At 34.7% G+C, this 25,811-nt stretch carries 18 protein-coding genes; 5 read left to right on the plus strand and 13 right to left on the minus strand.

What is annotated here, in order from left to right:
* Positions 1 to 60: 60 nt before the first annotated feature.
* On the plus strand, positions 61 to 945 hold the full coding sequence (locus ACFIM1_RS01750) for a metallophosphoesterase family protein (protein WP_375609110.1): 885 nt from the start codon (positions 61 to 63) through the stop codon (positions 943 to 945).
* 1,380 nt (positions 946 to 2,325) lie between these two features.
* Here the strand turns inward: ACFIM1_RS01750 and ACFIM1_RS01755 are convergent.
* The 12 genes from ACFIM1_RS01755 to ACFIM1_RS01810 form a co-directional block, all read right to left on the minus strand.
* Positions 2,326 to 3,150, minus strand: a complete 825-nt coding sequence (locus ACFIM1_RS01755; RefSeq protein ID WP_375607773.1) for an outer membrane protein — start codon at positions 3,148 to 3,150, stop codon at positions 2,326 to 2,328.
* A 768-nt stretch (positions 3,151 to 3,918) separates the two neighbouring features.
* Positions 3,919 to 6,864: a bifunctional [glutamine synthetase] adenylyltransferase/[glutamine synthetase]-adenylyl-L-tyrosine phosphorylase gene (locus ACFIM1_RS01760; RefSeq protein ID WP_375609109.1), complete on the minus strand. Its 2,946-nt coding sequence runs from the start codon at positions 6,862 to 6,864 to the stop codon at positions 3,919 to 3,921.
* Between the two features lie 77 nt (positions 6,865 to 6,941).
* The gene (locus ACFIM1_RS01765) at positions 6,942 to 8,324 is read right to left on the minus strand and encodes a sensor histidine kinase (protein ID WP_375607775.1); all 1,383 of its coding nucleotides are present in this window, start codon (positions 8,322 to 8,324) and stop codon (positions 6,942 to 6,944) included.
* Positions 8,321 to 9,007 (minus strand): winged helix-turn-helix domain-containing protein, encoded by a 687-nt coding sequence (locus ACFIM1_RS01770; protein ID WP_375609108.1) that lies wholly within the window; start codon positions 9,005 to 9,007, stop codon positions 8,321 to 8,323. Before ACFIM1_RS01770 ends, ACFIM1_RS01765 begins: the two co-directional genes overlap by 4 nt.
* 71 nt (positions 9,008 to 9,078) lie before the next feature.
* A complete protein-coding gene (locus ACFIM1_RS01775) occupies positions 9,079 to 10,590 on the minus strand; it encodes a Do family serine endopeptidase (protein ID WP_375607777.1) in 1,512 nt (503 codons plus the stop codon).
* A 186-nt stretch (positions 10,591 to 10,776) separates the two neighbouring features.
* On the minus strand, positions 10,777 to 11,229 hold the full coding sequence (locus tag ACFIM1_RS01780; protein ID WP_375609107.1) for a cytochrome c-type biogenesis protein CcmH: 453 nt from the start codon (positions 11,227 to 11,229) through the stop codon (positions 10,777 to 10,779).
* Between the two features lies 1 nt (position 11,230).
* Positions 11,231 to 13,210, minus strand: coding sequence for a heme lyase CcmF/NrfE family subunit (locus ACFIM1_RS01785; protein ID WP_375609106.1), 1,980 nt, complete (start codon positions 13,208 to 13,210; stop codon positions 11,231 to 11,233).
* A 7-nt stretch (positions 13,211 to 13,217) separates the two neighbouring features.
* A complete protein-coding gene (gene ccmE, locus ACFIM1_RS01790; RefSeq protein WP_375606368.1) occupies positions 13,218 to 13,697 on the minus strand; it encodes a cytochrome c maturation protein CcmE in 480 nt (159 codons plus the stop codon).
* 310 nt (positions 13,698 to 14,007) lie between these two features.
* Complete coding sequence (locus ACFIM1_RS01795) at positions 14,008 to 14,766, minus strand: tetratricopeptide repeat protein (protein ID WP_375607780.1); 759 nt, start codon at positions 14,764 to 14,766, stop codon at positions 14,008 to 14,010.
* 297 nt (positions 14,767 to 15,063) lie between these two features.
* Positions 15,064 to 16,482 carry an ATP-binding protein gene (locus ACFIM1_RS01800; protein ID WP_375607781.1) on the minus strand — a complete coding sequence of 473 codons (1,419 nt, stop codon included), beginning with the start codon at positions 16,480 to 16,482 and terminating at the stop codon, positions 15,064 to 15,066.
* Positions 16,479 to 17,147 carry a response regulator transcription factor gene (locus tag ACFIM1_RS01805; protein ID WP_375607782.1) on the minus strand — a complete coding sequence of 223 codons (669 nt, stop codon included), beginning with the start codon at positions 17,145 to 17,147 and terminating at the stop codon, positions 16,479 to 16,481. The genes ACFIM1_RS01800 and ACFIM1_RS01805 overlap by 4 nt, the downstream gene beginning before the upstream one ends.
* 14 nt (positions 17,148 to 17,161) lie before the next feature.
* Complete coding sequence (locus ACFIM1_RS01810) at positions 17,162 to 17,398, minus strand: hypothetical protein (RefSeq protein ID WP_375607783.1); 237 nt, start codon at positions 17,396 to 17,398, stop codon at positions 17,162 to 17,164.
* A gap of 342 nt (positions 17,399 to 17,740) precedes the next feature.
* Between ACFIM1_RS01810 and ACFIM1_RS01815 the strand changes: the two genes are divergently transcribed.
* The 4 genes from ACFIM1_RS01815 (at position 17,741) to ACFIM1_RS01830 (ending at position 22,356) form a co-directional block, all read left to right on the plus strand.
* Entirely contained in the window at positions 17,741 to 19,891 is a 2,151-nt protein-coding gene (locus ACFIM1_RS01815; RefSeq protein ID WP_375607784.1) for a transglycosylase domain-containing protein, read from the plus strand.
* Positions 19,892 to 19,908: 17 nt separating this feature from the next.
* Entirely contained in the window at positions 19,909 to 20,505 is a 597-nt protein-coding gene (locus ACFIM1_RS01820; RefSeq protein ID WP_375606374.1) for a DUF1214 domain-containing protein, read from the plus strand.
* Complete coding sequence (locus ACFIM1_RS01825; RefSeq protein ID WP_375606375.1) at positions 20,498 to 21,037, plus strand: hypothetical protein; 540 nt, start codon at positions 20,498 to 20,500, stop codon at positions 21,035 to 21,037. The genes ACFIM1_RS01820 and ACFIM1_RS01825 overlap by 8 nt, the downstream gene beginning before the upstream one ends.
* A gap of 533 nt (positions 21,038 to 21,570) precedes the next feature.
* Positions 21,571 to 22,356, plus strand: coding sequence for a DUF1499 domain-containing protein (locus ACFIM1_RS01830; RefSeq protein ID WP_375606376.1), 786 nt, complete (start codon positions 21,571 to 21,573; stop codon positions 22,354 to 22,356).
* A 1,247-nt stretch (positions 22,357 to 23,603) separates the two neighbouring features.
* Here the strand turns inward: ACFIM1_RS01830 and ACFIM1_RS01835 are convergent.
* On the minus strand, positions 23,604 to 23,765 hold the full coding sequence (locus ACFIM1_RS01835; protein ID WP_375607786.1) for a hypothetical protein: 162 nt from the start codon (positions 23,763 to 23,765) through the stop codon (positions 23,604 to 23,606).
* Positions 23,766 to 25,811: the final 2,046 nt, after the last annotated feature.

A 25,811-nucleotide genomic window follows, 5' to 3' on the forward strand; every position in this document is an offset into this window, starting at 1 on the left:
TAAACACTAAGTTATCTTATGTTTATTCTTTAAATCGTTTTTAATACTCTACGAGCTTTTATGTTTTATCTTGCCCATATATCGGATGTACATCTTTCCCCTCTCCCGCAACCTTCCCTTTTTGAACTTTCTGGGAAGCGTCTTACCGGTTATCTGAACTGGCAAAAAAAACGTAAGAGTCAGATGGCAACAAATGTCTTAGAAACTTTAATGGATGCCTTGAAAAAAACAAAGCCTGATCACCTGGTGATCTCTGGTGATCTTGTCAATCTTGCTCTCGATAAGGAATTTGAACAAGCGTATCGTTGGCTCCTTAACTTAGGACAACCCCAAGATATTTCTTTGACATTTGGAAATCATGATGCCTATGTCCGCGGCGCTTTACAAAAAGCATGCACTCTTTTTAAACCTTGGATTACAGGTGACATCCCTCAAAAAAGCCTCTTTCCTTATATGCGCATTCGTAAAGATGTTGCCATCATAGCAGCTTCTTCAGCCATTGCGACATTGCCTTTTCAAGCTTCCGGTTATTTTGGTAAAATGCAAGCGCAAACTTTACCGCTCTTTTTAAAGGAAGCAGCACAGCGCAACCTTTTTCGTGTCGTCATGATTCACCACCCCCCCTTTCCAAAGGCAACGTCTTGGCATAAAAAACTACGGGATATAAAACGTTTTCTAGACGTTATGAAATACCACGGTTGTGAGCTTATTCTTCACGGACATACTCATTTACCCACATTGAATTACATTGAAGGACCAATTAAAAAAATTCCTATTGTTGGTGTTCCTTCCGCATCACAAGCTTTTGGAGATAAAAAACCGCCCGCAGGTTTTAATTTATTTTCCATTGAACGCTTACAAAATCAATGGCATTGCCAATTACAACGTTATAGCATTATCAACCCCAAAAACGAGATTGCATGTACTGAAACAATTAATCTTTAAACACCTTCATAGTTGCCCAAACAACCAAAAATGAAAATATTTTTATTTCATATCCCTTTGGAAATCATAATTCTTATTTCCTTTTTCTCCTTAAAAGATAAAGTTTCACCTTCTCTGTCAATAGATCAATTTTTCTCAGACAGTTCCATCTGCAGCCCCACTTATGTGACTAGCTTTTTACAAACTTATCGGTTTTGGTTTTCTTCCTTCCCGCCCTAAAGGACGAAAATTCTACCACATCTGATTTATAAATAATTCGGCTTCTGGTCTCAAGGGTTCCAGCTGCTAATCGCACATGTGATTTACTTCACAAAGCTCTACACATAAACCCTGCTTTGAATTTCATCATCCACTCCTCCAAAAGCATCTAATGCGTAAAATCCTTATATTATTACAATGATGATATTTTATAGAATAATAGAGAAGCTCATTCAGCTTCTATGCCTGAAAATCAATGGCTAAAAAAGCCAAATAATAACTAAATTATATAATTTAAATAACCCAATATACTTGTGATTCATAAACAAATGATGTTGATTGATTTATCGTAAATAGATTTGAAATGATCCATTACTATTTCACTCAAAATTTATTATCGTACATTAAAAAATTAGGAAAAATAATAGATTATGTTTCGATAAAAAACATAGGTAATAATATTTTTTATGTCTTAATAAATTCCTAATTTTTCATCTATTTTTTCCTATAAATCACTTTATAATACTCTTTATAATTATTTTATTATTGAGTTACATTGTGGATGTAATTTTATGTTCTTTAGAATTTTTTGCGAGCTTTTTGTTATTAAATAAAATATTTTACGATACCGCAAAACAGAAAAGTTGATTGTATGAGAAATCTTTCAAATAAAATAAAATGCCATTAGCTTGCCAATTCACATGTTGGTTTAAAAAAGCATCTTTTAAAGCACCCAAACCCATTTCCCGACGGCACCTATGAATGATGTAATGTTAAGTCCATTTAGCAACACCATCTTCACGTTTATGGAAAAGCAAGCTCGTATCAAATCTCATACTTCGCCACCCCCTAATGTAGCGAAAGTTTTTAGCACTTAATATGGTTCATAAGAAGCATTTTTATTCTTTCTTGAATGTTTTTATCTCACGAATCTCCCTCTTTTTGGTGTGCAAAAGACATGGTTTTGATTGGTTCAATATGGTATAGGTTAAAAATGAGAAAATCTTATGACACTTGGGTCTCTGACTCAACATGACAAAAAGTAATTTATATTTACAAATCAAAGTATTGTTCGAATAAAATAGTAGCTTTTTTGAGTAAAGGATATTTACTAGAACATATCTGAAAAACAAAAGCCTCATTCGAAAATGAGACTTTTGAAGTGTTTAATTCTGCAAAAAATTAAAATTTATAAGCTACACCCACACGGAAATCGTTTGTCTTGTAGCCCATTTCAAATTTATCCTGTATGAATTTCTTTTTGCCAAAATCTGAATAACGATATTCTGCACGTACAATAATATTATCAGTCATTGCAAAATCAATACCACCTCCAAGGGTATAACCAATCATGGTCTTTTTTTCATCATGCAACCAATCAGAAAAATCAACTTCTCCATTTTTGCTATCAGCTACTGCCGCAAAAATATTCTGAAGCTGCGTATAAGCAATTCCTCCAGAAACATAAGGCATCATACGTTCAAGTGCAAAACCAACTTTCACTCGCGTAGCACCAGACCATTTTTGTTTTAAAGTATGCTGTATAGCCTCAATAGGCAACGCTGGAGATTCCTCCTCATGAGAATCGCTTGCGTGACCTGTTCTTTCTAAAGATTTTGCTATTCCTTCAGTTTGATTTTTTTGTAGAGGAATATCCTTCGTACTTTTTTTATTAGACCACATAACATCCGTATCAATACCTATAATAAAACCATTATCGATATCAATATTGGAACCTGCATAAACGCCCCCGATAAAACCAGAAAGTTTAGGCAAATTCTCTTTTCCAACTGGATTCCATATCCCTGTCTCTTTTTTTAAATAACTTGCAGTCGTTTTGCCTGAAAAGTTTCCAATCTGCCCTCCAAGATAAAATCCTGTCCAAGAAAAAGAAGGCGCTGCAATAACAGGAACAGGCTGTTCAGGAATAACGCTATCCGCCGCCTGTACGATAGAAATTGAAATTAAAGAAAATATAGATGTTGAGATTAAATACTTTGTAATCATAATTGCTCCCCTAAAAGCTAATGTGATACATAAATAATAGTAAATCGTTTCACATTTTTTGCAAAAAATCTATAGCAAAAATGACACAGTTAAAAACTTTAAACTCCTATTTAAAAATAAAATTATTTTTTAATACATAATTATTATAAATAATTTAAAAAATTTATTTATAATTTTCTTAAATTATTACTTTATAATAGCTTTCATAGATGGATATTTTATTATTATCCATAATAATATAAACAACTCCAATATCAATTTTGTTTAAAAAATAAGATATATAATCAATAAAACTTTTTATCATATTTACTTCAATATATTTGTATAATAATAAATAATATATATCCACTACCTCTATAATATTTTATATAAATCTAATATTATAAAAACATTATTGAATATATTATTGTGTTTAATATCTCTAACTTGATAATTATATCTAATATAATACTACTGATTTATAACTGATCCATATTCTTGTATCATATACATGAGCAACATCATTCGCTAAAATCTAGTACTTATTTCTTTTTGTATAAAGGATAACACCTAGAATGACTTTTTTGATAGAGAAACTCTTTCATGACACTTGAGGAAATAAGTAGAGAATGGTTTTTACTCTCTAGATCTCTCAAACCTATATGACATAAAATATCAAAATTAATATATAAAAATGGAATTAATAATTTTTAAGCTTCTATAATATATTTTTATGATTTTATCTAATAATCGCATTCAATAATTTCATAAAAGCATTATAAAATACATTTAATGTTTCATGACTTTCGTAAAAACTGAACAGACTAATTGCCCAGTTTCTGCAATTAATTTTTCAACACGAAGCAAATCAGGTTCCCCAACACTCTTTAACAAAAGATCACTTAATCCAGCTGGCATATCATTGGGATCAAGAGAATCATTTAAGCAAAGTCGTATAATTTGACTCAAATTTGTATAGAGACCATAGGCATAATGTAAATCAGCAACACATGACTGATTAAGAAAACTATTTGGTAAATTATCTAAAATATCTGCTGTCGTCTCTCCAATGTGAAACTCAATGACATGCGTAATAAGAGAAAATTGAGCAATAAACTCCAAATCCATAATGCCACCAGACATCGTTTTTAAATCCCATTGATTTTTTGGCGGCTTTTCTTTTGCAATCAAGGAACGCATTTCACATACTTCTTTTGCAACTTCCTTCTTATCACGAGAAATAGCAATAATTGCACACACTTCATTTTCTAGCTTTTGTAAAAAATCAGGATCTCCTGCAATGCCTCTAGCCCTTGTTAAAGCAAGATATTCCCATATCCATGCTTCTTGGCGATAATACTTTTTAAAAAATGGAAAAGAAACAGCAATAGGTCCTTTATTGCCTAATGGCCGTAATCTTAAATCAACGACATAAAGAACACCTTGGCTTGTAAGAGTGGATAAAGCAGAAACGAGGCGCTGTGCTAAACGCGTATAATATTGAGAGATATAAAGAGGCTTTTCTCCATCAGATATTTCTGCATCATCATCGTGTTCATAAAGCAAAACGAGGTCAACATCAGAATCTGCCGTTAATTCGCGACTTCCAAGCTTCCCCATACCCAATATGCCAACACGCCCCCCTTTAATACGACCATGAAGACGAGAAAATTCCTCTTGAACGGTAGCAAATGTTTTTGTAATCATAAGATCAGCAAGCGCAGTAAAAGCAAAACCCGCTCTTTCTCCTGTAATTGTACCATTCAAAATTCGAATACCAATCAAAAAACGTTGTTCATCTGCAAAAATTCTTAAATGGTCAAGAATTTCCTCATAAGAAAGAACATTTTCAAGAAAATATTCAAGCCGTTTTTCTAAGTACATTTTGGTCGGTAATTCTGAAAGAATATTCGGATCTAACATTCCATCAAAAACATGGGACCTGCGTGCAATAATTTCTGCAAGACGTGGAGCAGCCCCCATAATAAGGACAAGCATATCCAAAAGAGAGGGATTAGATTGCAAAAGACTAAAAAGTTGAATTCCTGAGGGTAAGCCCTGTAAAAAACTATCAAAACGCAACATCGCCTCATCAGCTCGCTTTGTCGCGCCAAAAGCTTTCAAAAGAGCAGGTGTTAATTCCGTTAATCTCTCGCGTGCTTCAGCTGATTGCGTTGCTTTATAACGACCACAGTGAAGGGTGCGCATAATACGACAAATATCACTTGCTCTTTCAAAGCCTAAACGGCTTAACGTTATTAATGTCTCTGGATCATCTTCTTCACCTGTAAAAACTAAATTACCAATTTCTAAACCAAGTTCTTGCTCATTCTCAAACAGTGCTGCATAATGCTTTTCAACAACATGAAGTGTTTTTAATAAATCGTCAATAAAACTGCTCCTATCGTGATAGCCCATTAAATAGGCAACACTCGTGAATTGAGTAATATCATTTGGGAGAAGATGCGTTTGTTCATCTGCAAGCATCTGAATACGATGTTCCACATTTCGCAGAAAAGCATAACTTTTTATAAGACTATCTCTCGTTTTCTCACTAATCCAACCAAGCGCATGAAGTTCTGCCAACATTGCAACCGTCTGACGTCCACGCAATTGAGGAAAACGCCCACCAGCAATAAGTTGTTGTGTCTGAACAAAAAACTCAATCTCACGAATACCCCCACGACCTAACTTTATATTATGGCCATAAGCTGCAATTTGACCATAACTTTTATGCGCATGAATTTGACGTTTGATCGAATGAATATCAGCAATAGCAGCATAATCTAAATACTTCCGCCACACATAGGGAAAAAGCTCTTTGAGAAAGTTAAAACCCGCCCTCTTATCGCCAGCAACTGGACGTGCTTTAATCATGGCTGCTCGTTCCCAATTTTGCCCACGCCCTTCGTAATAACGCAATGCAGTCCTTACTGGTAAGGCCAAAGGGGTTGATCCTGGATCTGGACGAAGCCGAAAATCAAGACGAAAAACATACCCTTCCGCAGTACGTTCTTGAATGATACGGATTAATCGACGTACCATTTTAGAAAATATGTCGACACTTTCAGAAAGATTACCAATATGAGATGATGTTTCATCAATAAAAACAATAAGATCAATATCAGAAGAATAATTAAGTTCCCCTGCTCCTAATTTTCCCATCCCTAAAATAATTAAACCACAGTCTTTTTCTGGATTTTCGCGGCTTAGCAAATTAATCTTACCATGATCATGTGCTTCTCTTAAGAGAAAACGCAATGCTACACCTAATGCTGCTTCACCCAAACGTGTCAACCAAGCACATGAAACTTCGTAAGTAAAAACACCACCCAAATCAGCTAAAGCAATGAGAATATGCGCTTCTCGTTTTTTGCGCCTTAAAGCAGCCATTAATGAAGTTTCATTTATAGTTTCATCCTGATCAATAACCGTAATATCATCTATAATTTCGCTCAGTCTTGTTTCTATATCAACGTTTAATAAAGTACTAAGATATGATGGATTGGCAATTAAAACCTCACGCAAAAAAGGAGATAAGGTCATAACCGAACTGATAAAATCAATCTGCGTTCCACTCTCTGAAATGATGGAAACAAGCGGTTCTAAACCTTCTTTCCTTGCTTGTTCTTCCATATCTTTTAGCCATTGGGAACTACTTTTATCGAGAGGACATAAAGAAAGAAGCTGTGTTTTTAAAAAAGCTTGTTTCGTCTGTGCTCCCTTGAAAAGCATTTTTTCTTCCTTTCTATTGCATTATACTTTTAAAATAGTTGTTACATATGAAAAGAGAAAAATGAAGAAAAATATCTTTAAGGAAATAACAAAACAGCCCTGAGCCCTGGATTTGCATCTTCAAGTAACAATTCACCGCCATGAAGCTTCATAACTGCTTTTGCTATACTTAAACCAATCCCAAAACCAGCTTGTGTACGACTTTCTTCAAGACGAACAAATCGTTCTGTTACTTTTTCACGTTTATCCTCTGCTATTCCTGGTCCATTGTCGCTCACAACAACTAATAAATGTTCATCACGATATTCCATTGATAAGCAAACTTTTGCTTTCCTTCCACCTTTAGGCGCATATTTAATCGCATTATCTATAAGATTAAAAATTGATTGCGCAACAAGCTCACGATTCAATTTAAGCTCTTTATCAAATATATCCCCCAACTGAAGTAAAACACCTGACTCTTCAGCAAAAGGTTCGTAAAGTTCAATAGCATCTTCAAGGATCAATTTCATATTCATCATCTCAAGATGCTCAATTGCACTGCTCGCTTCAATGCGTGAAATCATTAAAATTGCATTAAATGTACGAATAAGTTGATCTGATTCAGCAATAACACTATCAAGTACCTGACGATATTCAAGCTTTGTTTTATTTCCTGAAAGCGCCTCTTCAGCACGATTTCTAAGGCGTGTTAACGGTGTTTTTAGATCATGAGCAATATTATCTGATACTTGACGCAAACCAATATTTAACTCTTCAATGCGATCTAACATAACATTAAGATTAGTTGACAGTCGATCAAACTCATCCCCTACTCCAGAAACAGGTAAACGCCCACTGAAATCACCATTCATCAAACGCTGTGATGCAGCCGTTACGTGATCAATCCTTTGTAAAGCCCTCCTGCCAACAAAAAACCATATGAGTAAAGCCCCCCCAACCATTGCAGCAAGTGCAATGATTACAGCTTTATGAATAACCGCCGCAAAACGTTCTGGCTCATCCAAATCGCGTCCGATAAGAATCTTCATAGCATTAGGCAAATCAACAACAACTGCCAAAGCGCGATGTTCACTTGTTTTGCCAGGTTCTCCAAAACGGGAATACAAAAAAGAGGTAGAAATAAAACCGCTCTGATTCAAAAGGCCTAATTCAATACGTGCGACATTTCCTGCTAAAATACGCCCCATAGGATCCGTGACAAGATAAAGAAATGCACCTGGTTGTCTTGAACGATAATTAATAGTGCGCATTAATAAAGATAGCCCCCCATAATTATAAGCATTTTCAATATACTTTAATTCTTCATGTAAAGCCTTTTCAGTTTGCTTTGTTAACAATGAAACAGAAAAGGCTGTCATATAAATAGAAAGCCCTGTTGCTACCAATCCAAACAATAAAATATAAAGTGCTGAAAGCCTTAACGCTGTCGTGCGCATTATATTAATCAAACGATTCATGCTTTATTATCTGGCGCTTTCAGCATATATCCAGCTCCACGTACGGTATGGAGAAGTGGAACATCAAAATCTTTTTCAATTTTGGCTCTCAAACGGGATATATGAACATCAATAACATTTGTTTGTGGATCAAAATGGTAATCCCAAACATTTTCCAAAAGCATAGTGCGTGTAACAACTTGCCCCGCATATCGCATTAAATATTCAAGTAAACGAAACTCTCGCGGTTGCAATAGGATGTTTCTATCTCCCCGTTTTACTGTATGTGCCAACCGATCAAGCTCGAGATTACTTACGCAATAAACAGTTTCTGCTTCTTTAGGATTCTTCCGCCGTTGTAACACTTCAACACGCGCAAGAAGTTCAGAAAAAGCATAAGGCTTTGTCAAATAATCATCTCCCCCTGCACGCAACCCCGTGACACGATCATTAACTTGCCCTAATGCCGACAGAATAAGAACCGGTGTTTCATTGCCTTTAGCACGCAATTCAGCAATAATAGAAAGACCATCGCGATGCAAAAGCATTCGATCAATAACCATAACGTCATAATTTTCCGTGGTCGCTAGAGTATATCCCGTATCTCCATCATAAGCAATATCAACAGAATGCCCTACTTCTAAAAAAGCTTTTTCGAGATAACGCCCCGTCTCATGATCATCTTCAATAACGAGTATCTTCATAAAACGCATCTCCATTATTTTAGTGTGTTTTAGGACAAATTTTAATAAACATTTGTCCTAAAACCAAAGCTTTATTTTTTGAAAATTGGAAGAGCAACAAAACGATTTTGATCATTTGTTCGCACTTGTAAGAGTATAGCTTTTCGTCCTAACTGCTGAGCATTTTCGATTGTGCTAATAATATCAGAGACTCGTTTAACCGGTTTATTATTCACTGTCACAATGATATCACCAGGGCGTATCCCTTTATCTGCTGCATCTGAATCGGAATCTACATCGGTTACAACCAACCCTACACCATCATCAGAAGGAATAACAATCAAACCATAATCTTCCAATGTTTCATCTAAATCACCGCGTCCACTTGAATATTTTGAACCCTCTTCCTTACTTTCATCTTCAGACATTGAAGCAAGTTTGACTTTGATATTCTTCTCTTTACCTGATCTCCAAATCCCTATATCAACCGTTTCTCCTGGTTTAATATTTGCAATACGTCTCGCTAACTCACGCGCATCGGCAACCTTTTCATTATTCACTGAAATAATGACATCACCAGCCTTAATACCAGCCTTTTCTGCTGGTCCTTTTAACGGATCAGTAACCAAAGCGCCTTTTGCTTCTTTTAGACCTATTGAATCAGAAATCTCCTTTGTTACCGGCTGAATCTGAACGCCTAACCAACCACGCTGAACTGAACCTTTTTCGATAAGTTGCTGTACAACCTGTTTGACAGTCGTTGCCGGAATAGCAAAAGCTATCCCAACGTTTCCTCCAGAAGGAGAAAAAATTGCTGTATTAACCCCAACAACTTTTCCATTAAGATCAAAGGTTGGTCCACCAGAGTTTCCTCTATTAACAGCAGCATCAATCTGAATAAAATCATCATAGACACCCGTGCCAATATCACGTCCGCGCGCTGAAACAATCCCTGCTGTTACAGTTCCACCAAGGTCAAATGGATTTCCAATGGCAACAACCCAATCTCCAACACGAAGCTTTGAATCATCTCCAAAATCAACATAGGAAAATTTCCTGTTATCATTTACTTTTAGTACGGCAAGGTCGGTTTTGGGGTCTTTCCCAATGAGCTTTGCATTCAATTTTGTACCATCATCAAGAACAACAGAATAACTTGTTCCCTCTGAAATTACATGATCATTGGTCACAATGTAACCATCAGACGAAATAAAAAAACCCGATCCAAAAGCGACAGGGCGGAGTCGCTGCGAATGATTGGGAAAATTATTTTTAGGTTTATCAAGATCATAAAACTCTTTAAAAAGCCTTTTCAAAGGGTGTTGATCTGGTAATTGATCAATACCCGGACCACTAAAAAAGTTGCTAAAGAACCAATCTTTTTTCTTTTTATTGCTCTTTACTTGTACTGCAACAACTGCCGGCTTCACTTGAGCAACGATATCTGCAAATCCCTGTTGTGGTATTAACGAAGTCAATACAGAACTTGCATGAGCTTTTGTCGTCCACAAGCTTGATGTACATCCACTAAAAAACAGTGCACTCTCCAATACTGCGGAAAAACTTACTGCAACAAATGTTTTAAAGAATGTTTTTTTTAACATTTATTCTATGCTCCTATTCAATCATTCCTTTATCCCAATTTTGATAACTTATAAAATACCAGACCTTACCGTTTTGTGTCTAAATTATTAAAATTTTGTAAGGTTTCAGTATTCCCCAATATAATACAATAAGGTTGAATGTTCATTGCAGATAATCTGAATTTTTTATTTATATGTACATCATTTTTAATGCAATGGCATTTTTGATTGTTCTTTTTCATTCACATAATCCATTATTTTTTCACGATTATACCGTCTTAATTGGAAAAATATGACACTGACACCAATGATAATAATTATCAAAGGCGAGAACCATAAAAACCAAGTTGTTTTATTCAATGGTGGTTTCAAGAGAATAAATTCACCATATCGTTCAACAAGAAAGTCAATAACTTGCTGATTACTATAACCCATTTTTAATCTTTCCCGAATGAAAAGCCGTAAATCACGTGCCAGAGAAGCATCTGAATCATCAATTGATTGATTTTGGCAAACAGGACAACGTAAATGCGATGAAATATCTCGTGCGCGCGATTCAAGAATTGTATCCTTTAAAATCTCATCTGGCTCTACTGCTGTAGCTAATCGAAAAGGATACGCTGTCATTAAAAAAAATAAAATCCAATAAAATTTTTTCATCTCAATGTCTTCTCCCCAAATTTAAAGCACGCAGCACCCTGTGGTACACGCCAATGCGAAACCAATACCCCAGAAGAGAAAGACATCCTCCCATAGCCATTATGAAAGCCCCTAACCAAATACATATTACATAAGGCTTCCACCATATGTGCACAACAAGACCCCGATTATCGATATGTCCCGGTACAATATAGAGCTGCGATAAGCCATGATTTTGAAGACCAACTTCCGTTGTTGATGTATTTTGACTTGAATAAAATCGCTTTGAGGCTGTTACATAACCAACAATATTTTTATTTTCATATACTTTAAAATAAAACTCCATTGCCGAATAATTTGAACCAACACCATCATGCACTGCATCAAAATAAAGAGTTTTATCCGCTATTGTCACCCTATCTCCTATATTCATGGTTAAAATACGTTCTTGCCCCAAATTGGCCACACAAACAATGCCAAATAATGTAACGCCTAATCCCATATGTGCCATTGCAGCACCAAAAACAGACCATGGCAATCGCAAAAATCTCTTCACGCATACTGAAAAATTTGTCTTGCCATATCCACTCTTTCCCCACAGATTTGCTAAACTGCCTAAAAAAACAAATGCTGAAAGCCCAATGCCTAAAACTGCAAAAATATCATGCAACGATGTCGCGTAAAATGTTATAAAACAGACGATACTAACCAATACAAAAACAAACCACAACCGTTCAAAAACTGCGAGAAAATCACCACGTTTCCATGCCATCATTGACCCAAATGGAACAAACAACAACAGCAAAAGCATGAGCGGTCCACAGGTAAGATTAAAAAAAGCAGCTCCTACAGAAATTTTTTGCCCTGTGAATATCTCAATAAAATAAGGATAGAGCGTACCAATCAATACGGTTGCTGTTATTGTTATGAATAACAAGTTATTTAAAACAATAAATCCTTCACGCGAAATTGGTTGAAAAAATCTTTCTGTTTTAAAAATAGGGATACGCAAAGCAAAAAGAAGAAAAGACACTCCCGTAAAGAAAAATAAAAGTGCAAGAATTGCCTGCCCCCGTGCTGGATCAATAGCAAAGCTATGAACAGAAACTAAAAGTCCCGAACGAACAAGAAAAGTTCCCATTAAAGAAAGAGAAAAAGTTAGCAGCGCCAAAAATAAAGTCCAACTTTTTAATATTTCTCGTTTTTCGAGAACGAGAATAGAATGTAAAAGAGCTGTTCCTGAAAGCCAAGGCATAAACGAAACATTTTCAACAGGATCCCAAAACCAGTAGCCCCCCCATCCTAGCTCATAATAAGCCCAATAAGAGCCAACCATAATACCCAATGTCAAAAAACACCAAGAAAGTAAAAGCCACGGACGAATCCCACGCGCCCAAATTCTATCAACATGTCCCATAATCAATGCCGCAACGGCAAAAGAAAAACAAAGTGAAAAACCGACATACCCTAAGTAAAGTAGCGGTGGATGCATTGCTAATGCGATATCTTGTAAAAGAGGATTGAGACCATTTCCCTGCAATGCTGGTGGATTTACGCGTAAAAATGGATTGGATACAAAAATAATAAATAAAAGAAAAGCAGTTGTAATCCAACTTTGGCAAATTAAAACAAGCGTCTTAAAATCTTCTGGCAAATGTTGGTTAAAAAAAGCCATCAATGCACTAAAAAAAGCAAGACTTAAAACCCATAACAACATAGAGCCTTCGTGGTTGCCCCAAACACCTGTAATTTTATAGAGCATCGGTTTTTCTGAATGAGAATTCTCAACAACGTTCAAAACAGAAAAATCAGATACGACATAAGCATAAATTATCACTAAAAAAGATAAAAGCAGTAATGTAAAAGTGATATATGTTAGAGGAACAACTGTTTGCATTAACAAACGCTCTCTCCACCAAAAACCTAAAGCAGGTAAAAATGCCCCTAATAAGCTTACTGAAAATGCTGCAGCTAAAAAAATATGACCCAGTTCGACAAGCACAATCGAATTATTTCTCCATAATGTAATGTTTTTTCAAACGATCAGCTGTTTCTTTAGGCATATAAGTTTCATCATGTTTTGCTAAAATACGCATCCCAATAAAAAAGCCCTGTTTATCGAAATGCCCTTCTACGATCACCCCCTGACCTTCACGAAAAAGATCCGGTAAGGCACCATTGAAAACTACTTTTTCATGTTTTTTGTTATCCGTTACAAAAAAAACAACGCCTCTCTCTCCAACATATTGAACAGTTCCCTTTTCAACAAAGCCACCCAAACGCAAAGGGCGCCCCGTTAAAATATCTTCTCTTGTAATTTCAGAGGGCATTCTAAAAAAACTGACCGCATGACGCATTGCATACACTATGAGACTTGCTGCAATTGTCATAACCAAACAACATAATAATATGATCAGTAAGCGCTTTTTTTTTCGCTGCTCTAAAATAACCTTCAACGAAGTAGAACTTTTTAAAGATTGATTGTTCATAGACACTCTGCGAAAAAATTTTAAATACGTTATAATTAAGTATCAATATTTTATTTTTTAAGAGCTTTGCACATCTTCTACATAGGTGCAACTTTTTATCCAATCTCTCATCTTTGCTAATAAGCTTACCAATAGCTTTCTTACTTTTTTCACCAATTTTTATTTAATATATAACCACTTATATTGCGCTCTTTCCATTCTTCATTTCTGTTCTTTAATCGTCTCTACACATACCTTTCTCTTCTAGAATGCCCCCTCTTTTATCTTCCTAAACAGCTTTTCTCTTTTATTTTCTCATCTCAATTGACGCCTATTCCTTTTCTTTGTATGGCCCACTCGATAAATCACGTAACTGAATCATCATTTTTTCAACACGTGATCGTCCTGAAAAATTTTCAGGCATTGTGTCAAGAAAGCTTTGTAAAAATTGCACTGCCTGCGCAGTTTTTCCTGCTTGATGCAATGCATCAGCCAACAATAAACGTGGATAAAAATCTGTTGGCGCTAAATCCGCTGCTTTTTGAAAAGCATTTTGTGCTTCTTGCGTTATCATGCCTCCTTCATAACCAACCAATGCTAAACCATATCCTACAAGCCTTGGAGCTGTCTCTCCATTCAAACGAAGTGCATCTAAATAAGCATTGACCGCCTCTTGAAAATGGCGCTCTTCAAGATACCCTACTGCTAACGCATCTGCGAGCTTGCCATCACGAGGTGATCGGAAAAACAGCACTTGTAAGCGAACAAGCTTTTCTTGCTGACTTAGAATTTTAGGATCTTTATCCATTAATTCGCTAAAAAAATAGCTTTTCACTTCCGGATTACCTGTCAGCCCATAAATACTCCATGTGATGAGAAGAACAAATAAAACACTTAAGGCCTTAAGAATATTCCTTTTTTTATAATGCATATAAAGCTTGTTACACTCAATCGTATGCCTATGACTTCTATCACCATCCATGGTTTGAACTTTTCCTTCTTTCTTTATCCTATCGTCAAAACGGAGTGAAAGAAAAAGAACACTTGCCAGAAAAGCCAGAAAAAATGCTGCAAAAATGAATAAGAGCATATCACTTTTTTCCAATACCAACAGAGAATCTCTCGCTTACCTTTTATCCTCTTCATAAGAAGAGTGATGCTAAATGATAAAAATCATTTTTTCATGGAGTACATTATAAACTTATATAAAATATATTGTTCATTTCTCTCATATAGATCACCTCTATCAAGAAAACAAAAACAAGGCTTTATTTTCTATTTTGATTATAAATACAGATCTTCTGAAATGCCTCCTTACCTTTTTGTATTGTCTGAAAATATTGCTTTACACACCTTATAGATGTTTTCTGATAGAGGAAAAAATATGTTATTCTCCTATCTTGGGTAATAAAACTTTTGCATACAACCCACCCAAATCAGAACGCGATAAAAAGAGATTGCCGCCATATTCATTGACCATATCTGAAACAATTGCTAACCCTAAACCTGTCCCCGGTTTACTTTCATCAAACCGCCGGCCTCTTTTTAATGCTTCATCAATTTTATCTTCTGTTAAACCAGGACCATCATCTTCAACAAGGATACTGAAATATTTCTCTTCTTCAACATTTTCTTCTATACAACAAGAGATCAACACCTTTGTGCGAGACCACTGAGTAGCATTTTCAATCAAATTTCCTATAATTTCTTCTAGATCTTCCTTCTCTCCAGAAAAAACAATATCATCAACATCCATAATAAATTCAATTTTTTTTTCAGGATTAAGCTTTTTCATAACCCGCACTAAACGATCAATCACACTGCGAACAGATGTATGATAGATAATACTATCGCATTGTGCTGCAATCCGCGCCCGCTGAAGATAATGATTGATTTGAGCACGCATAATTTGCGTTTGCTCTCTCAACAGACACGCCTTTTCTCCGTGCATCTTATCGGTCTCATTCATAATCACGGATAGAGGCGTCTTCAATGAATGCGCGAGATTACCAACCTGTGTGCGAAATCGCTCAATAATACGCTGATTATTATTAATGAGAGCATTCATCTCTTGTACAAGCGGCATCACTTCACTGACTAAATCCGTATTCACATAATGAACTCTTCCTTCGCGAATATCATTCAATGCACGTCGAATAAGCTTCAACGGTTGAAAACTAAAGAAAATAATAGCAATATTAATAAGAACACTCCCAATACCAAAACTCCAAAGAAAAATTTGCAAAGTTTGCTTAAATTCCTTTACTTGGGCATGGGCTTCATCGATATTCCCAACAAGCCGAAAACGTGCAATATGATTTTTATTATCAAGAACAACATCACTCTCAATCACTTGTAGCTTTTGGCCATCGTTTCCCTTGATCCGATAAGAGCGAAAAAATTTATTATCAAAAGGTATATCGACTTCGCTTGGGGTAAATATCTTTCCTGTTCCCAATGAGGGAGATGTCAATCTTCCTTTTAAATTATGGGATATCGCAACAACTTCCCAATACCATCCCGTTGTTGGATCAGAATAACGAATATCATCAATCTCAGCCCCTCCTTTCAAAATGCCTTCCGGTGAAACCATGACTGTTGCAATAAGACTGTAAAGTTGAGCAGAAAGGATACGCTCTAAGCTTTGTTCAGTTGAACGTTTATAAAATAAAATACTCACTGCAGAAATCGATAAAAGAGAAATCACAACCCATAATGTTGATAAAATCATAACACGTAAACTGAGAGACCGCGTAATGACAAAAAATAGCTTCCCAAACCAATTATCCTCCTTGAAAATATTCATTTATCACCTGGCGTTCTGACGCGATATCCCATTCCTCGAATAGTCTCAATAAAATCTACTCCAAGCTTTTTCCGTAACCGACCTACAAAGACTTCCACCGTATTCGAGTCCTTATCAAAATCCTGATCATAAAGATGTTCGGTAAGCTCCGTTCTTGAAATAACCCTGTCACAATGATGCATGAGATACGAAAGAAGTCTAAATTCATAAGATGTTAGTTTAATCAATTGACCATCCACAAAAACACGAGACGTCTTCGTATCCAATAAAACATTTCCACAACATAATGCACTTGTCGCATGTCCGGTAGCGCGACGAATTAATGCCCGTAAGCGCGCCATTACTTCCTCCAAATGAAATGGCTTCACAACATAATCGTCAGCCCCTGCATCAATACCAAGCACCTTATCAGACCAACGATCTCGCGCCGTTAGTATTAAAACAGGCATGGAGTACCCTTCTTGACGCCACTTTTCAACAACACGAATACCATCAATAGACGGTAAGCCTATATCAAGGATCACTGCGTCATAAGACTCTGTACTGCCTAAAAAATAAGCCTCTTCACCATCGAAAGCACTATCAAAAACATATCCTGCATGCTTTACAGCTTCTGCTAATTGATGGTGAAGATTCCGATCATCTTCAGCAATTAAAATACGCATGACAACATCTAATACTAATCGGCAGGAACCACAACCTCAACACGGCGCAATTTCTCACCATTACGGGCTGGCACAACAACCACAATTGCACACATATCCCTTCCATCCTCAACAACCAGTTTTGAACGGACGAGAACCCCCTTCTCCTGAATTGCAACCTTCTTCCCAACCTCAGCGCAATCAGCTGCTCGAACAGAATCTGCTCCTAAAAAAGATGCTAACATTACAACTAAAAAAACTTTTTTCATCATAGATACTTTAATAACTTATTATTCTTCCTTCTGAAGAATAAAAGAAATAATGTTTTTTTTTGGTCGATTAAAAAATCACAAACGGAAACAATTTATCATTTATCTTACAGAAGAACATATTAACATTACTCCAAATTTTTAAAAAATAAAAAAAATATTTTTAATAATGATAATAAAATTTATTCAATAAAATAATAAAATATTAATATAATATCTTACAAAAAATGCATAATTCTAAAACAAATTCTTTCTCTGTTATAACTATAGAAAAAAAATACTTCTACTCCATATACTTATTGTAGATTTGTTTGGTTGTATTGCTTTGCCATAGGCTCTCTTTAAATGTTTGATTTTTTTAAAAAAAAGAAAGGGCAACACCGTAAGCCATTTCATAGTCCTGCTCTCATTGAATTAGACGCACGATTAGACACAGCGCTTTATCACATTCGTTCTGCTAACAGTTTTTTCTGGAAAAAGGCAAAAATCGTCTCACAAAATTTTCATCTTCAAGGATGGAAACGTTTTATTGTTGAAGTTCTCGATGAAATACTAACATTAGGGTTGATGGGATTTACTCTTTTCACCATTTTGGGCATTTCTGTTTTTGAACTTACCAAAACAGATTGGTCTTCTCCTAAAAACTTTTCCATTCTTTTTCTCGATCTCTATGGAAATCCAATTGGACACCGTGGTGCAATGCCGGCTATTTCTGTCCCTGTTGAAGAAATGCCTGACACTGTTATTAAAGCCGTTCTTGCCACAGAAGACCGTCGTTTTTTTGATCATTGGGGCGTTGATTTTCAAGGACTTACACGGGCAATTTCACAAAATATTCAAGCTAAAGGGGTGGTGCAAGGTGGTTCAACTCTCACACAACAATTGGCTAAAAATTTATTCTTAACAAACGAGAGAACCATAACACGTAAAATCAAAGAAGCTTATCTTGCTCTTTGGCTAGAAGCAAATTTTAGTAAAAAGCAGATTTTGCAACTTTATCTTGACCGAGCCTATATGGGAGGAAACAATTTTGGTATTGCAGCCGCTGCAAAATTTTATTTTGGAAAAGATATCCGTCATGTATCTTTGAGTGAATCTGCTATGTTAGCAGGACTCTTTAAAGCTCCAACAAAATATGCCCCCCATAGTCATCTCTTTGCTGCTCAAACACGTGCCAATGTCGTCCTTTCTAATCTTGTTAATAGTGGCTTTATGACAAAAAGCCAGATTATCAATGCGCATCGCCACCCTGCTAAGGCACTTCCCCAAATAGAAAATAATCAGCCAGATTATTTTCTTGATTGGGCATTCGAGGAAGTCAAAAAAATGCGCAATCAACTTCCAAGCCATAGTTTAATTATTCAAACAACCCTTGATCCGAATATTCAAAAAGCAGCAGAAGAATCAATTGCCTATCATTTACATCAATATGGTCAACAATATCGTGTAACACAAGCAGCCACCGTTATACTCGATAATAACGGTGCGGTATGTGCAATTGTTGGAGGACTAGATTACAAAAAGAGCCAATTTAACAGAGCAACACAGGGCGGTCGACAACCTGGTTCTTCATTCAAACCTTATGTTTATGCAGCCGCAATGGAACATGGATTATCACCCTCAACAATCGTTCTAGATGCTCCCATCAATTGGGGAGGTTGGACACCCAAAAATAATTCTGGTCGTTATTTGGGGAAAATTGATTTAGCAACAGCTTTAGCCTTTTCCATTAATACAGTCCCTGTTTATCTCACCTACCAATATCTTAACCGCGATACCCAACCTATCATAGATCTCATCAAGAATATGGGGATTAACGCGCATATTTTATCACACAAAACGATGGTTCTTGGCACTTCCAACATGACCCCCATGGATCAAGCTACAGGCTTTAATGTCTTTGCCAATGGAGGAATAGCGGGTAATCGTCATGGGTTTACGCAAATCAAAACAATTGATGATCGTGTTGTGTGGGATTTCGAACATAACGGAAAAAAACTACACCGAGTTCTGAGTGAACAATCAGCAGCTTATATGAATCAAATGATGGTGGGTGTCACAACACGAGGATCTGGTAAGCGTGCTGCGTTGCCCATGACTCTTGTCGCTGGGAAAACTGGAACATCACAATCTTATCGTGATGCTTGGTTTGTTGGCTTTACGGGAAATTATACGGGAGCGGTATGGATGGGAAATGATAATTTTTCACCGATGAATCGTGCTTTTGGGGGTGGCGTTCCTGCCATGATATGGCATCGTATCATGCTTGCTGCGCATCAAAATATTATGCTCAAACAGCTCTATGGTGTTAAAGATTCTCTCCTTCCTTATCAGCCTCCAGTACTTTCTTCCCGTGTAGATTCTGAAGTTCCTTCCCCAATACCCTCTACGCTTTCTCCTGAAACATTAAATATCGTGCGATTGATTAACAAAGATCTGAAAAAACCATCTGCAATTTCTTTGAAGATGAAAACAACTGGAGATTCAACATTTTGAATTCAAGATATTCACTGATGTTTTTTAATATCACCATTTTCTTTTTTATCTTCGCTTTTTCCATTTTATGTGGAAAACTGAGTGTCGATTATGTGCTCAATTCCTTTCCTCATTTTGGACGCTTTAGAATTGGAAAATGGAGTGCTTATCCACAAATGGGAACTGCCAATATGGATCCTTATACCCGCGCCCGCACCGCTAAACAAGGCATAGTTTCACTCGGACGAACTGAAGGTATTCAATTCCAGATTTGGCAAGATAACCAAGGGCGTCCACTTCATCATCACTGTCATTATTTGCTCAAAGGCACCATCCCTGAAACCCGTCTTTTTACCCTTTATACAGCTGACAAATCCCTTAAACCCTATACTTCATCCAAAGAAATACCTTTTGAACTTCACACTAACAATATTATCTATGAGCATGATGGCTCATTGCGCATCAATATTTCACCCACACCGCAAACCGGTAATTGGCTTGCAACAATTAGTCAAAAAGAATTCGGGCTTATTCTTACTTTATACGATACTCCAATCATCTCAGCAACGGCATTACAAAAGCTCACAATGCCCTCTATAGAACAAATTCCATCAGGACAAATAAATTGTGATTAGATTTATTTATACCGCACTTCTTGCAATCATTGGCGCTATTATCGTTCATATTTGCGTTCTCTTTCTGATCCCCTATTGGGCACAAGATAATATATGGACAGCACTAAAAAAATCTGGAACCTCTTATCAATTTGTCGATTTTACGCCCAATAATCCTATTCAGCAATCTGCTGATCCACTCTTTCTTCTTAAAGTCTGCAGATTTAATCTTGAAAATGGACCTGTTCATTTAAAAGCTTTGAAAACACGACAATTTTGGTCACTAGCAGCCTACACACACGACGGAATTATTTTCTATAGCCTTAATGACCGAACAGCCCCTGATGCGACACTTGATCTTATCATTGGAAAACCAATACAAATCATAGAACTCAAAAAATCAAAACCTAAAAAAAATGCCAATTCAGTTTTGGTTGCTAAAAATTTGAATGAAGGGTTTGTTATTTTACGTATTTTTGTCCCTTCTTCCCTTGCAAAAAAAGAAAGTGAAGCTTTTCTTTCATCTGCGACCTGTCGCATATTTTATGAATAAAAACGGACTAACCTCTCATTTGTACAATACCTTACTTTCTGTACAAAATACATGAAGCCTATCAAAATGGTTATCTTTTTTCTCTATTAATCAAATATTCGAATTCAGATTTATCTGATTGTAGATCCCTAAATTTTTTATTGAGGTAGAATGAAATCTCTATTGCACATAATCATATCCTATTTGAGACGCATTATCTGACAGAAAAAACTCCCCGCCATTAGAAGAGAAAAATCAAGAGTAAAGTTCTAAAAATATATGCTGCTAACAACCGTAGAACTTGTTATTTGAGTTTACTTCTTTTTATTTACAAAAATTCCCATAAAATTCGCATCAATGACATGATAAATTATAGAAGAAATATTGTTTACCTTCAATGAAGTGCTAAAATAACCGCTGGAAACTTATAAGACATTACGCATCCTTGACCTCAAAAATAAGTGCTTTATTTTTGGTTTATGAGCAGAAGCTTTTTGTAAGATAGCACTCTGAAAAAACTTGGCTTATAGTTTACAATTGAGGGGAAAAACTTCATGAAGAAGAGATATGTTCGGTTCGTTTCAAGAGCAGCAGTATGGTCCCCTCGATTTGGTGGTTTAGCCTTCTTTATTTTATTATTTTCGGTCATTTTACAACGTTTTTCCGTACTTAACGTAAGCGACTTCATAATCTTGATAGGTATCTCTACTGGCTGTGTAATTATTTCTCTTTTTCTGGCTCTTAAAGCACTTCATAGTTTGTGGGTCTATGGTGCTCTAGGGGGAATGAAAGCTTTAAAAGGGATCATTTATTCATTAATAACTGCGACACCATTGATGCTCTTTTTTGGACTTTGGTTTACCTTACCAGCTCTTTACGATATTTCTACCGATACACAAAGACCACCGGCTTTTTTTCGCACAATACGTCCCAGCGATGCTTTACCGCTCAAAAGTGTTTTGACTGAACAAGCAACATTACAGATCTCACAATGGCCAGAAATGTCAGGGCGCCGTTATGATGGATCACCTGACCGTATTCGCGAATCTGTTCTCAATGTTTTAGAAGCCTATGATTGGCCTGTTGTAGCTCAAAAAAAGTTTAAAGGTGAAGAAGATGCGCTTTATATTGAAACAATGGCCAAAACTTTTTACCTTGGCTTTATTTCAGATATTGTTATTCGTTTAACGAATGAAGGGGATACAACTTTTGTTGATATGCGTTCTGCTTCTCGTTATTTGCCAAGAGATTTGGGAACCAATGCTGCTTTTATTATCGATTTTATGGATGCGCTTGATACAGAAATCTCGTCACTTCCTCTTTCTCAAGATGATGAGTAGAAACTAGAAGTATAGTAAGTTATATTAGTAAATCAGCTTATTTTTCAATAAATTATGATATATAAGGAAATAATCACTTTTCAAAAACTATAAACTAAAAATTCTTATACAAAAGATAATATTCTTAAACCTAACCATTCTTGAAATAATGAAAAAGATTAAAAAAATAGGAAATAAAAAAACAGAAATATTGATAATAATATTAAAGTCTCTGTCTAAATGTAATCAGTAAATATTTTTTAAAGTTTAATATTATAAATTATTATAAAAATCATTTTTCATATAAATAACGTATACAAATAAAAACTGTTATAGAAAGTAATATAGTAAATATAATGAAAAAAAATGTCGTGAAAAAAATTTTTTTCACGATTTCTTTGTTACTATAACCTTTAAATTTATAATGTAAAAACATGGAATAGAAAAATATAAAGAAAAAACATGTAGAAGATAATAATTCTGAAATAATACGAATAATATCAATCATAAAAAATCCAAATTAAAAACATATAAAAACAATAAACATTAATATATATTATTTCATATAAAAATTAATAATTTAAAATAATATAAAAAACGAATTTATTATTAATTAATGATTTAATTTTAATATTTTTTTCATTACATACCTTAGATACATAATACAATTTAAATAAATATAATTAAACAAAAAATGCAAAAAATAATTCATAAAATATATTAAAAATATAGATAACAAATAAAATTTCCAAATTAATCTATAATTATAAATTAATAATGAATAATCATTGTTCATAGAAATAACGTATATAAATAAAAAATGTCATAGAAAATAATATAAAGAACAAAAATATTCTTAACAAAATTTTTTTCCAAATTTCTTTTTTACTATAACCTTTAGATTTATAATATGAAAACAATGTATAGAAAAATATAAATAAAGCACCTATAGAAAATAATAATTCTACAATAATACTAATAAGCTCATTCATAAAAAAAATCCAAAATAAATATATAATTTTGTAAAATTATGCACCTAAACCTTCCAGTCAAGTTTGTAGACACATAATTATGCCTACAAGCTTGTTCATTTTAGAAATATCTGCTAATTTTTATATTAGCGATAACATTCATAGGCTGTATATCCCAAACCTGTACCAAATCCTACTGCAGAGCCAACTCTTCCTCCTAACATTAGACCTTACACAGCGCCTATTGGTCCTCCAACTGTCCCCCCCCATAACTCCACCAATTACCACTCCCATATTCTATCCCCTACGTCCCATTGAAAATCCTGCTGAGAGATAATCTCCAACAGTACACCCAGGTCGTGATTCACTGCTTGAAAAATTCATTGATGAAATATTTGACCACGTATTAGAAACATAAGACCAACCATTAGAAAAAATAGAACTAAATGAACCAAACATATAAATCCCCCTTTATATTTTGTAAAAAAACATATCAGAACGATACAATTAAGATGGTTAGCATGCAGTTTAGCACGGCTATTAGCACTCTATCAAGCTACTTAGGGGCTTATTTAGCCAATCGGCTTACGCTAGAATTTGGACGACGCGTTTACACCCATCTTTTAAGGCTCTCCTGCCTGTTTTACGCCATTAGCAAATGGGAGAACTGTTTTCACGTATTGGAAAGATTAATACAATTCGTGCTTTTTAAGAAAAAACTCTGTAAAAAAAATAAACTTAGCAAATTTGATTATAAACTTATAGCTACATAAATTTATAGATATGCAAACAATCTATAACAAAAAATAGAATTTTCGTATAGAATGTTGCTTTTTCTATCTCTTTTTAACTAAGTCAGCTCATTTTCTGAAATGTAAAAAGTCTACATAGATATAAAACAAATACTAAAAATAAATCTTATTTAACCTGATAAAAAACATATCATATATAATAATATTTTAATTTAAAATAATTTATCTATTTTACGAATGATTTTATATATAGAGAGATATAGATAGAAATTTAGAATGCTATAAATAATAAACTTAACTCAAATAAATCTAATTTTATATTCTTTTCAACTTCTTAATCTAATTATATAAGAAAAAATTTTTAAATTATACATAATAAGAAAGTCAAAACATAATATATATAATTAAAAATAATATAAACTTATTTAAATGAAAGTTGTTTTTTATAATAAGTTAAATATAAATACTAATATCTAATATATTTAAAAGAAAAATAAATAAAAAAAATACTAAAAAGAACAAAAAGAACAAACCAAATGTCTTAAGCGATTCCTTTATACTATTTTTCCAACTGTCACCACTGTATCTATAAATTAATGCAAATAAAAATATAAAAATAAATATTGAATACAACACATCAAAAACATTACTCATTAATAGTGAAATAATATTATCACCAATATACATAATAAACATCCGAAATAAAATATCTATTATCACACACAAAAATATCCCTGAAATCAGTTTAGCCATAGCTTTAAAGTATGTTTACAATATCACTGATCTCAGAAATATCTTACTAGCTATTTTCTAAATAAATTAGAAACAGCCTCCCTCCATTTTACGGATGGCATTGATTGTACTTATCTTTTAAACCGTTAACAGCTCCCATTACTCCGCCTGCGGCTGCTCCTTCCGGACACCACTTAATAAACCAATTAATGCTCCTGTGCCTCCCTTTATGACCGCTGATTCAACATAATCGCCTACTTCACAACTTGGATTCGGATGGCATTGATTGTATTTATCTACCATGGCGTCACCAGATCTTCTAGTCCACCTACTACTGCTCCACTCACAAAGCCAGCACCTGCACCTCCTAGTTTAGCAATAGAACCTCCGACTGCACACCAGCAACACCTCCTACTAATGCTCCTACGATGCCGCCTGCGCTTGCTGCTTGGGAATGAGCGCCTGCGCTACAATCATCTTCTTCTGGAAAAAGTCAACTTTTTGGATGTGAGTTACTAATTGAATTATGTGATGAGCATGCTATTTAGCAAAAAATAAACTATAATTTGTAAAAATATATAAATTATAATAAATAATAAAATACTGATAACAACTTTATTTTATATTATTTTAAAATTCCCATATATTCAATTAATAAATTTGCAGCATAATATAATATAAAAAACCTAACTGTTGATAATGTTGTCCTTTTTATACTCCAGTTCTCACCTTTAAATCTATTGTAAGAAAACATGCAAGTCCAAATCCAATTGCTGTCACTAAGGAGCTAGTAAAAGTATGCATAACAAAAAATCCAGACTGAAATTTCATCTACTTTATGAAGTCTTTAATATATATAGAAAGTATAATTCAAATAATAAACTTAACTTAATTAAGTATAATTTTATATATAAACAATATTTATAAAATTCCCATATATTTAACTAATAAATTTCCAGCATAATATAATATAAAAAACATAATTGTTGATAATATTGTCCTTTTTATACTCAAGTTCTCA

It is taken from the genome of Bartonella sp. AC158YNML, assembly GCF_042196725.1.
In the GTDB taxonomy this organism is placed as follows: Bacteria; Pseudomonadota; Alphaproteobacteria; order Rhizobiales; family Rhizobiaceae; genus Bartonella.

Excerpts from the sequence above, each read along its gene's own strand:
- ACFIM1_RS01750 (WP_375609110.1), top strand. The coding sequence starts at position 61 with ATGTTTTATCTTGCCCATATATCGGATGTACATCTTTCCCCTCTCCCG.
- ACFIM1_RS01755 (WP_375607773.1), bottom strand. The coding sequence starts at position 3,150 with ATGATTACAAAGTATTTAATCTCAACATCTATATTTTCTTTAATTTCA.
- ACFIM1_RS01760 (WP_375609109.1), bottom strand. The coding sequence starts at position 6,864 with ATGCTTTTCAAGGGAGCACAGACGAAACAAGCTTTTTTAAAAACACAG.
- ACFIM1_RS01765 (WP_375607775.1), bottom strand. The coding sequence starts at position 8,324 with ATGAATCGTTTGATTAATATAATGCGCACGACAGCGTTAAGGCTTTCA.
- ACFIM1_RS01770 (WP_375609108.1), bottom strand. The coding sequence starts at position 9,007 with ATGAAGATACTCGTTATTGAAGATGATCATGAGACGGGGCGTTATCTC.
- ACFIM1_RS01775 (WP_375607777.1), bottom strand. The coding sequence starts at position 10,590 with ATGTTAAAAAAAACATTCTTTAAAACATTTGTTGCAGTAAGTTTTTCC.
- ACFIM1_RS01780 (WP_375609107.1), bottom strand. The coding sequence starts at position 11,229 with ATGAAAAAATTTTATTGGATTTTATTTTTTTTAATGACAGCGTATCCT.
- ccmE (WP_375606368.1), bottom strand. The coding sequence starts at position 13,697 with ATGAACAATCAATCTTTAAAAAGTTCTACTTCGTTGAAGGTTATTTTA.
- ACFIM1_RS01795 (WP_375607780.1), bottom strand. The coding sequence starts at position 14,766 with ATGCTCTTATTCATTTTTGCAGCATTTTTTCTGGCTTTTCTGGCAAGT.
- ACFIM1_RS01800 (WP_375607781.1), bottom strand. The coding sequence starts at position 16,482 with ATGAATATTTTCAAGGAGGATAATTGGTTTGGGAAGCTATTTTTTGTC.
- ACFIM1_RS01805 (WP_375607782.1), bottom strand. The coding sequence starts at position 17,147 with ATGCGTATTTTAATTGCTGAAGATGATCGGAATCTTCACCATCAATTA.
- ACFIM1_RS01810 (WP_375607783.1), bottom strand. The coding sequence starts at position 17,398 with ATGATGAAAAAAGTTTTTTTAGTTGTAATGTTAGCATCTTTTTTAGGA.
- ACFIM1_RS01815 (WP_375607784.1), top strand. The coding sequence starts at position 17,741 with ATGTTTGATTTTTTTAAAAAAAAGAAAGGGCAACACCGTAAGCCATTT.
- ACFIM1_RS01820 (WP_375606374.1), top strand. The coding sequence starts at position 19,909 with ATGTTTTTTAATATCACCATTTTCTTTTTTATCTTCGCTTTTTCCATT.
- ACFIM1_RS01830 (WP_375606376.1), top strand. The coding sequence starts at position 21,571 with ATGAAGAAGAGATATGTTCGGTTCGTTTCAAGAGCAGCAGTATGGTCC.
- ACFIM1_RS01835 (WP_375607786.1), bottom strand. The coding sequence starts at position 23,765 with ATGTTTGGTTCATTTAGTTCTATTTTTTCTAATGGTTGGTCTTATGTT.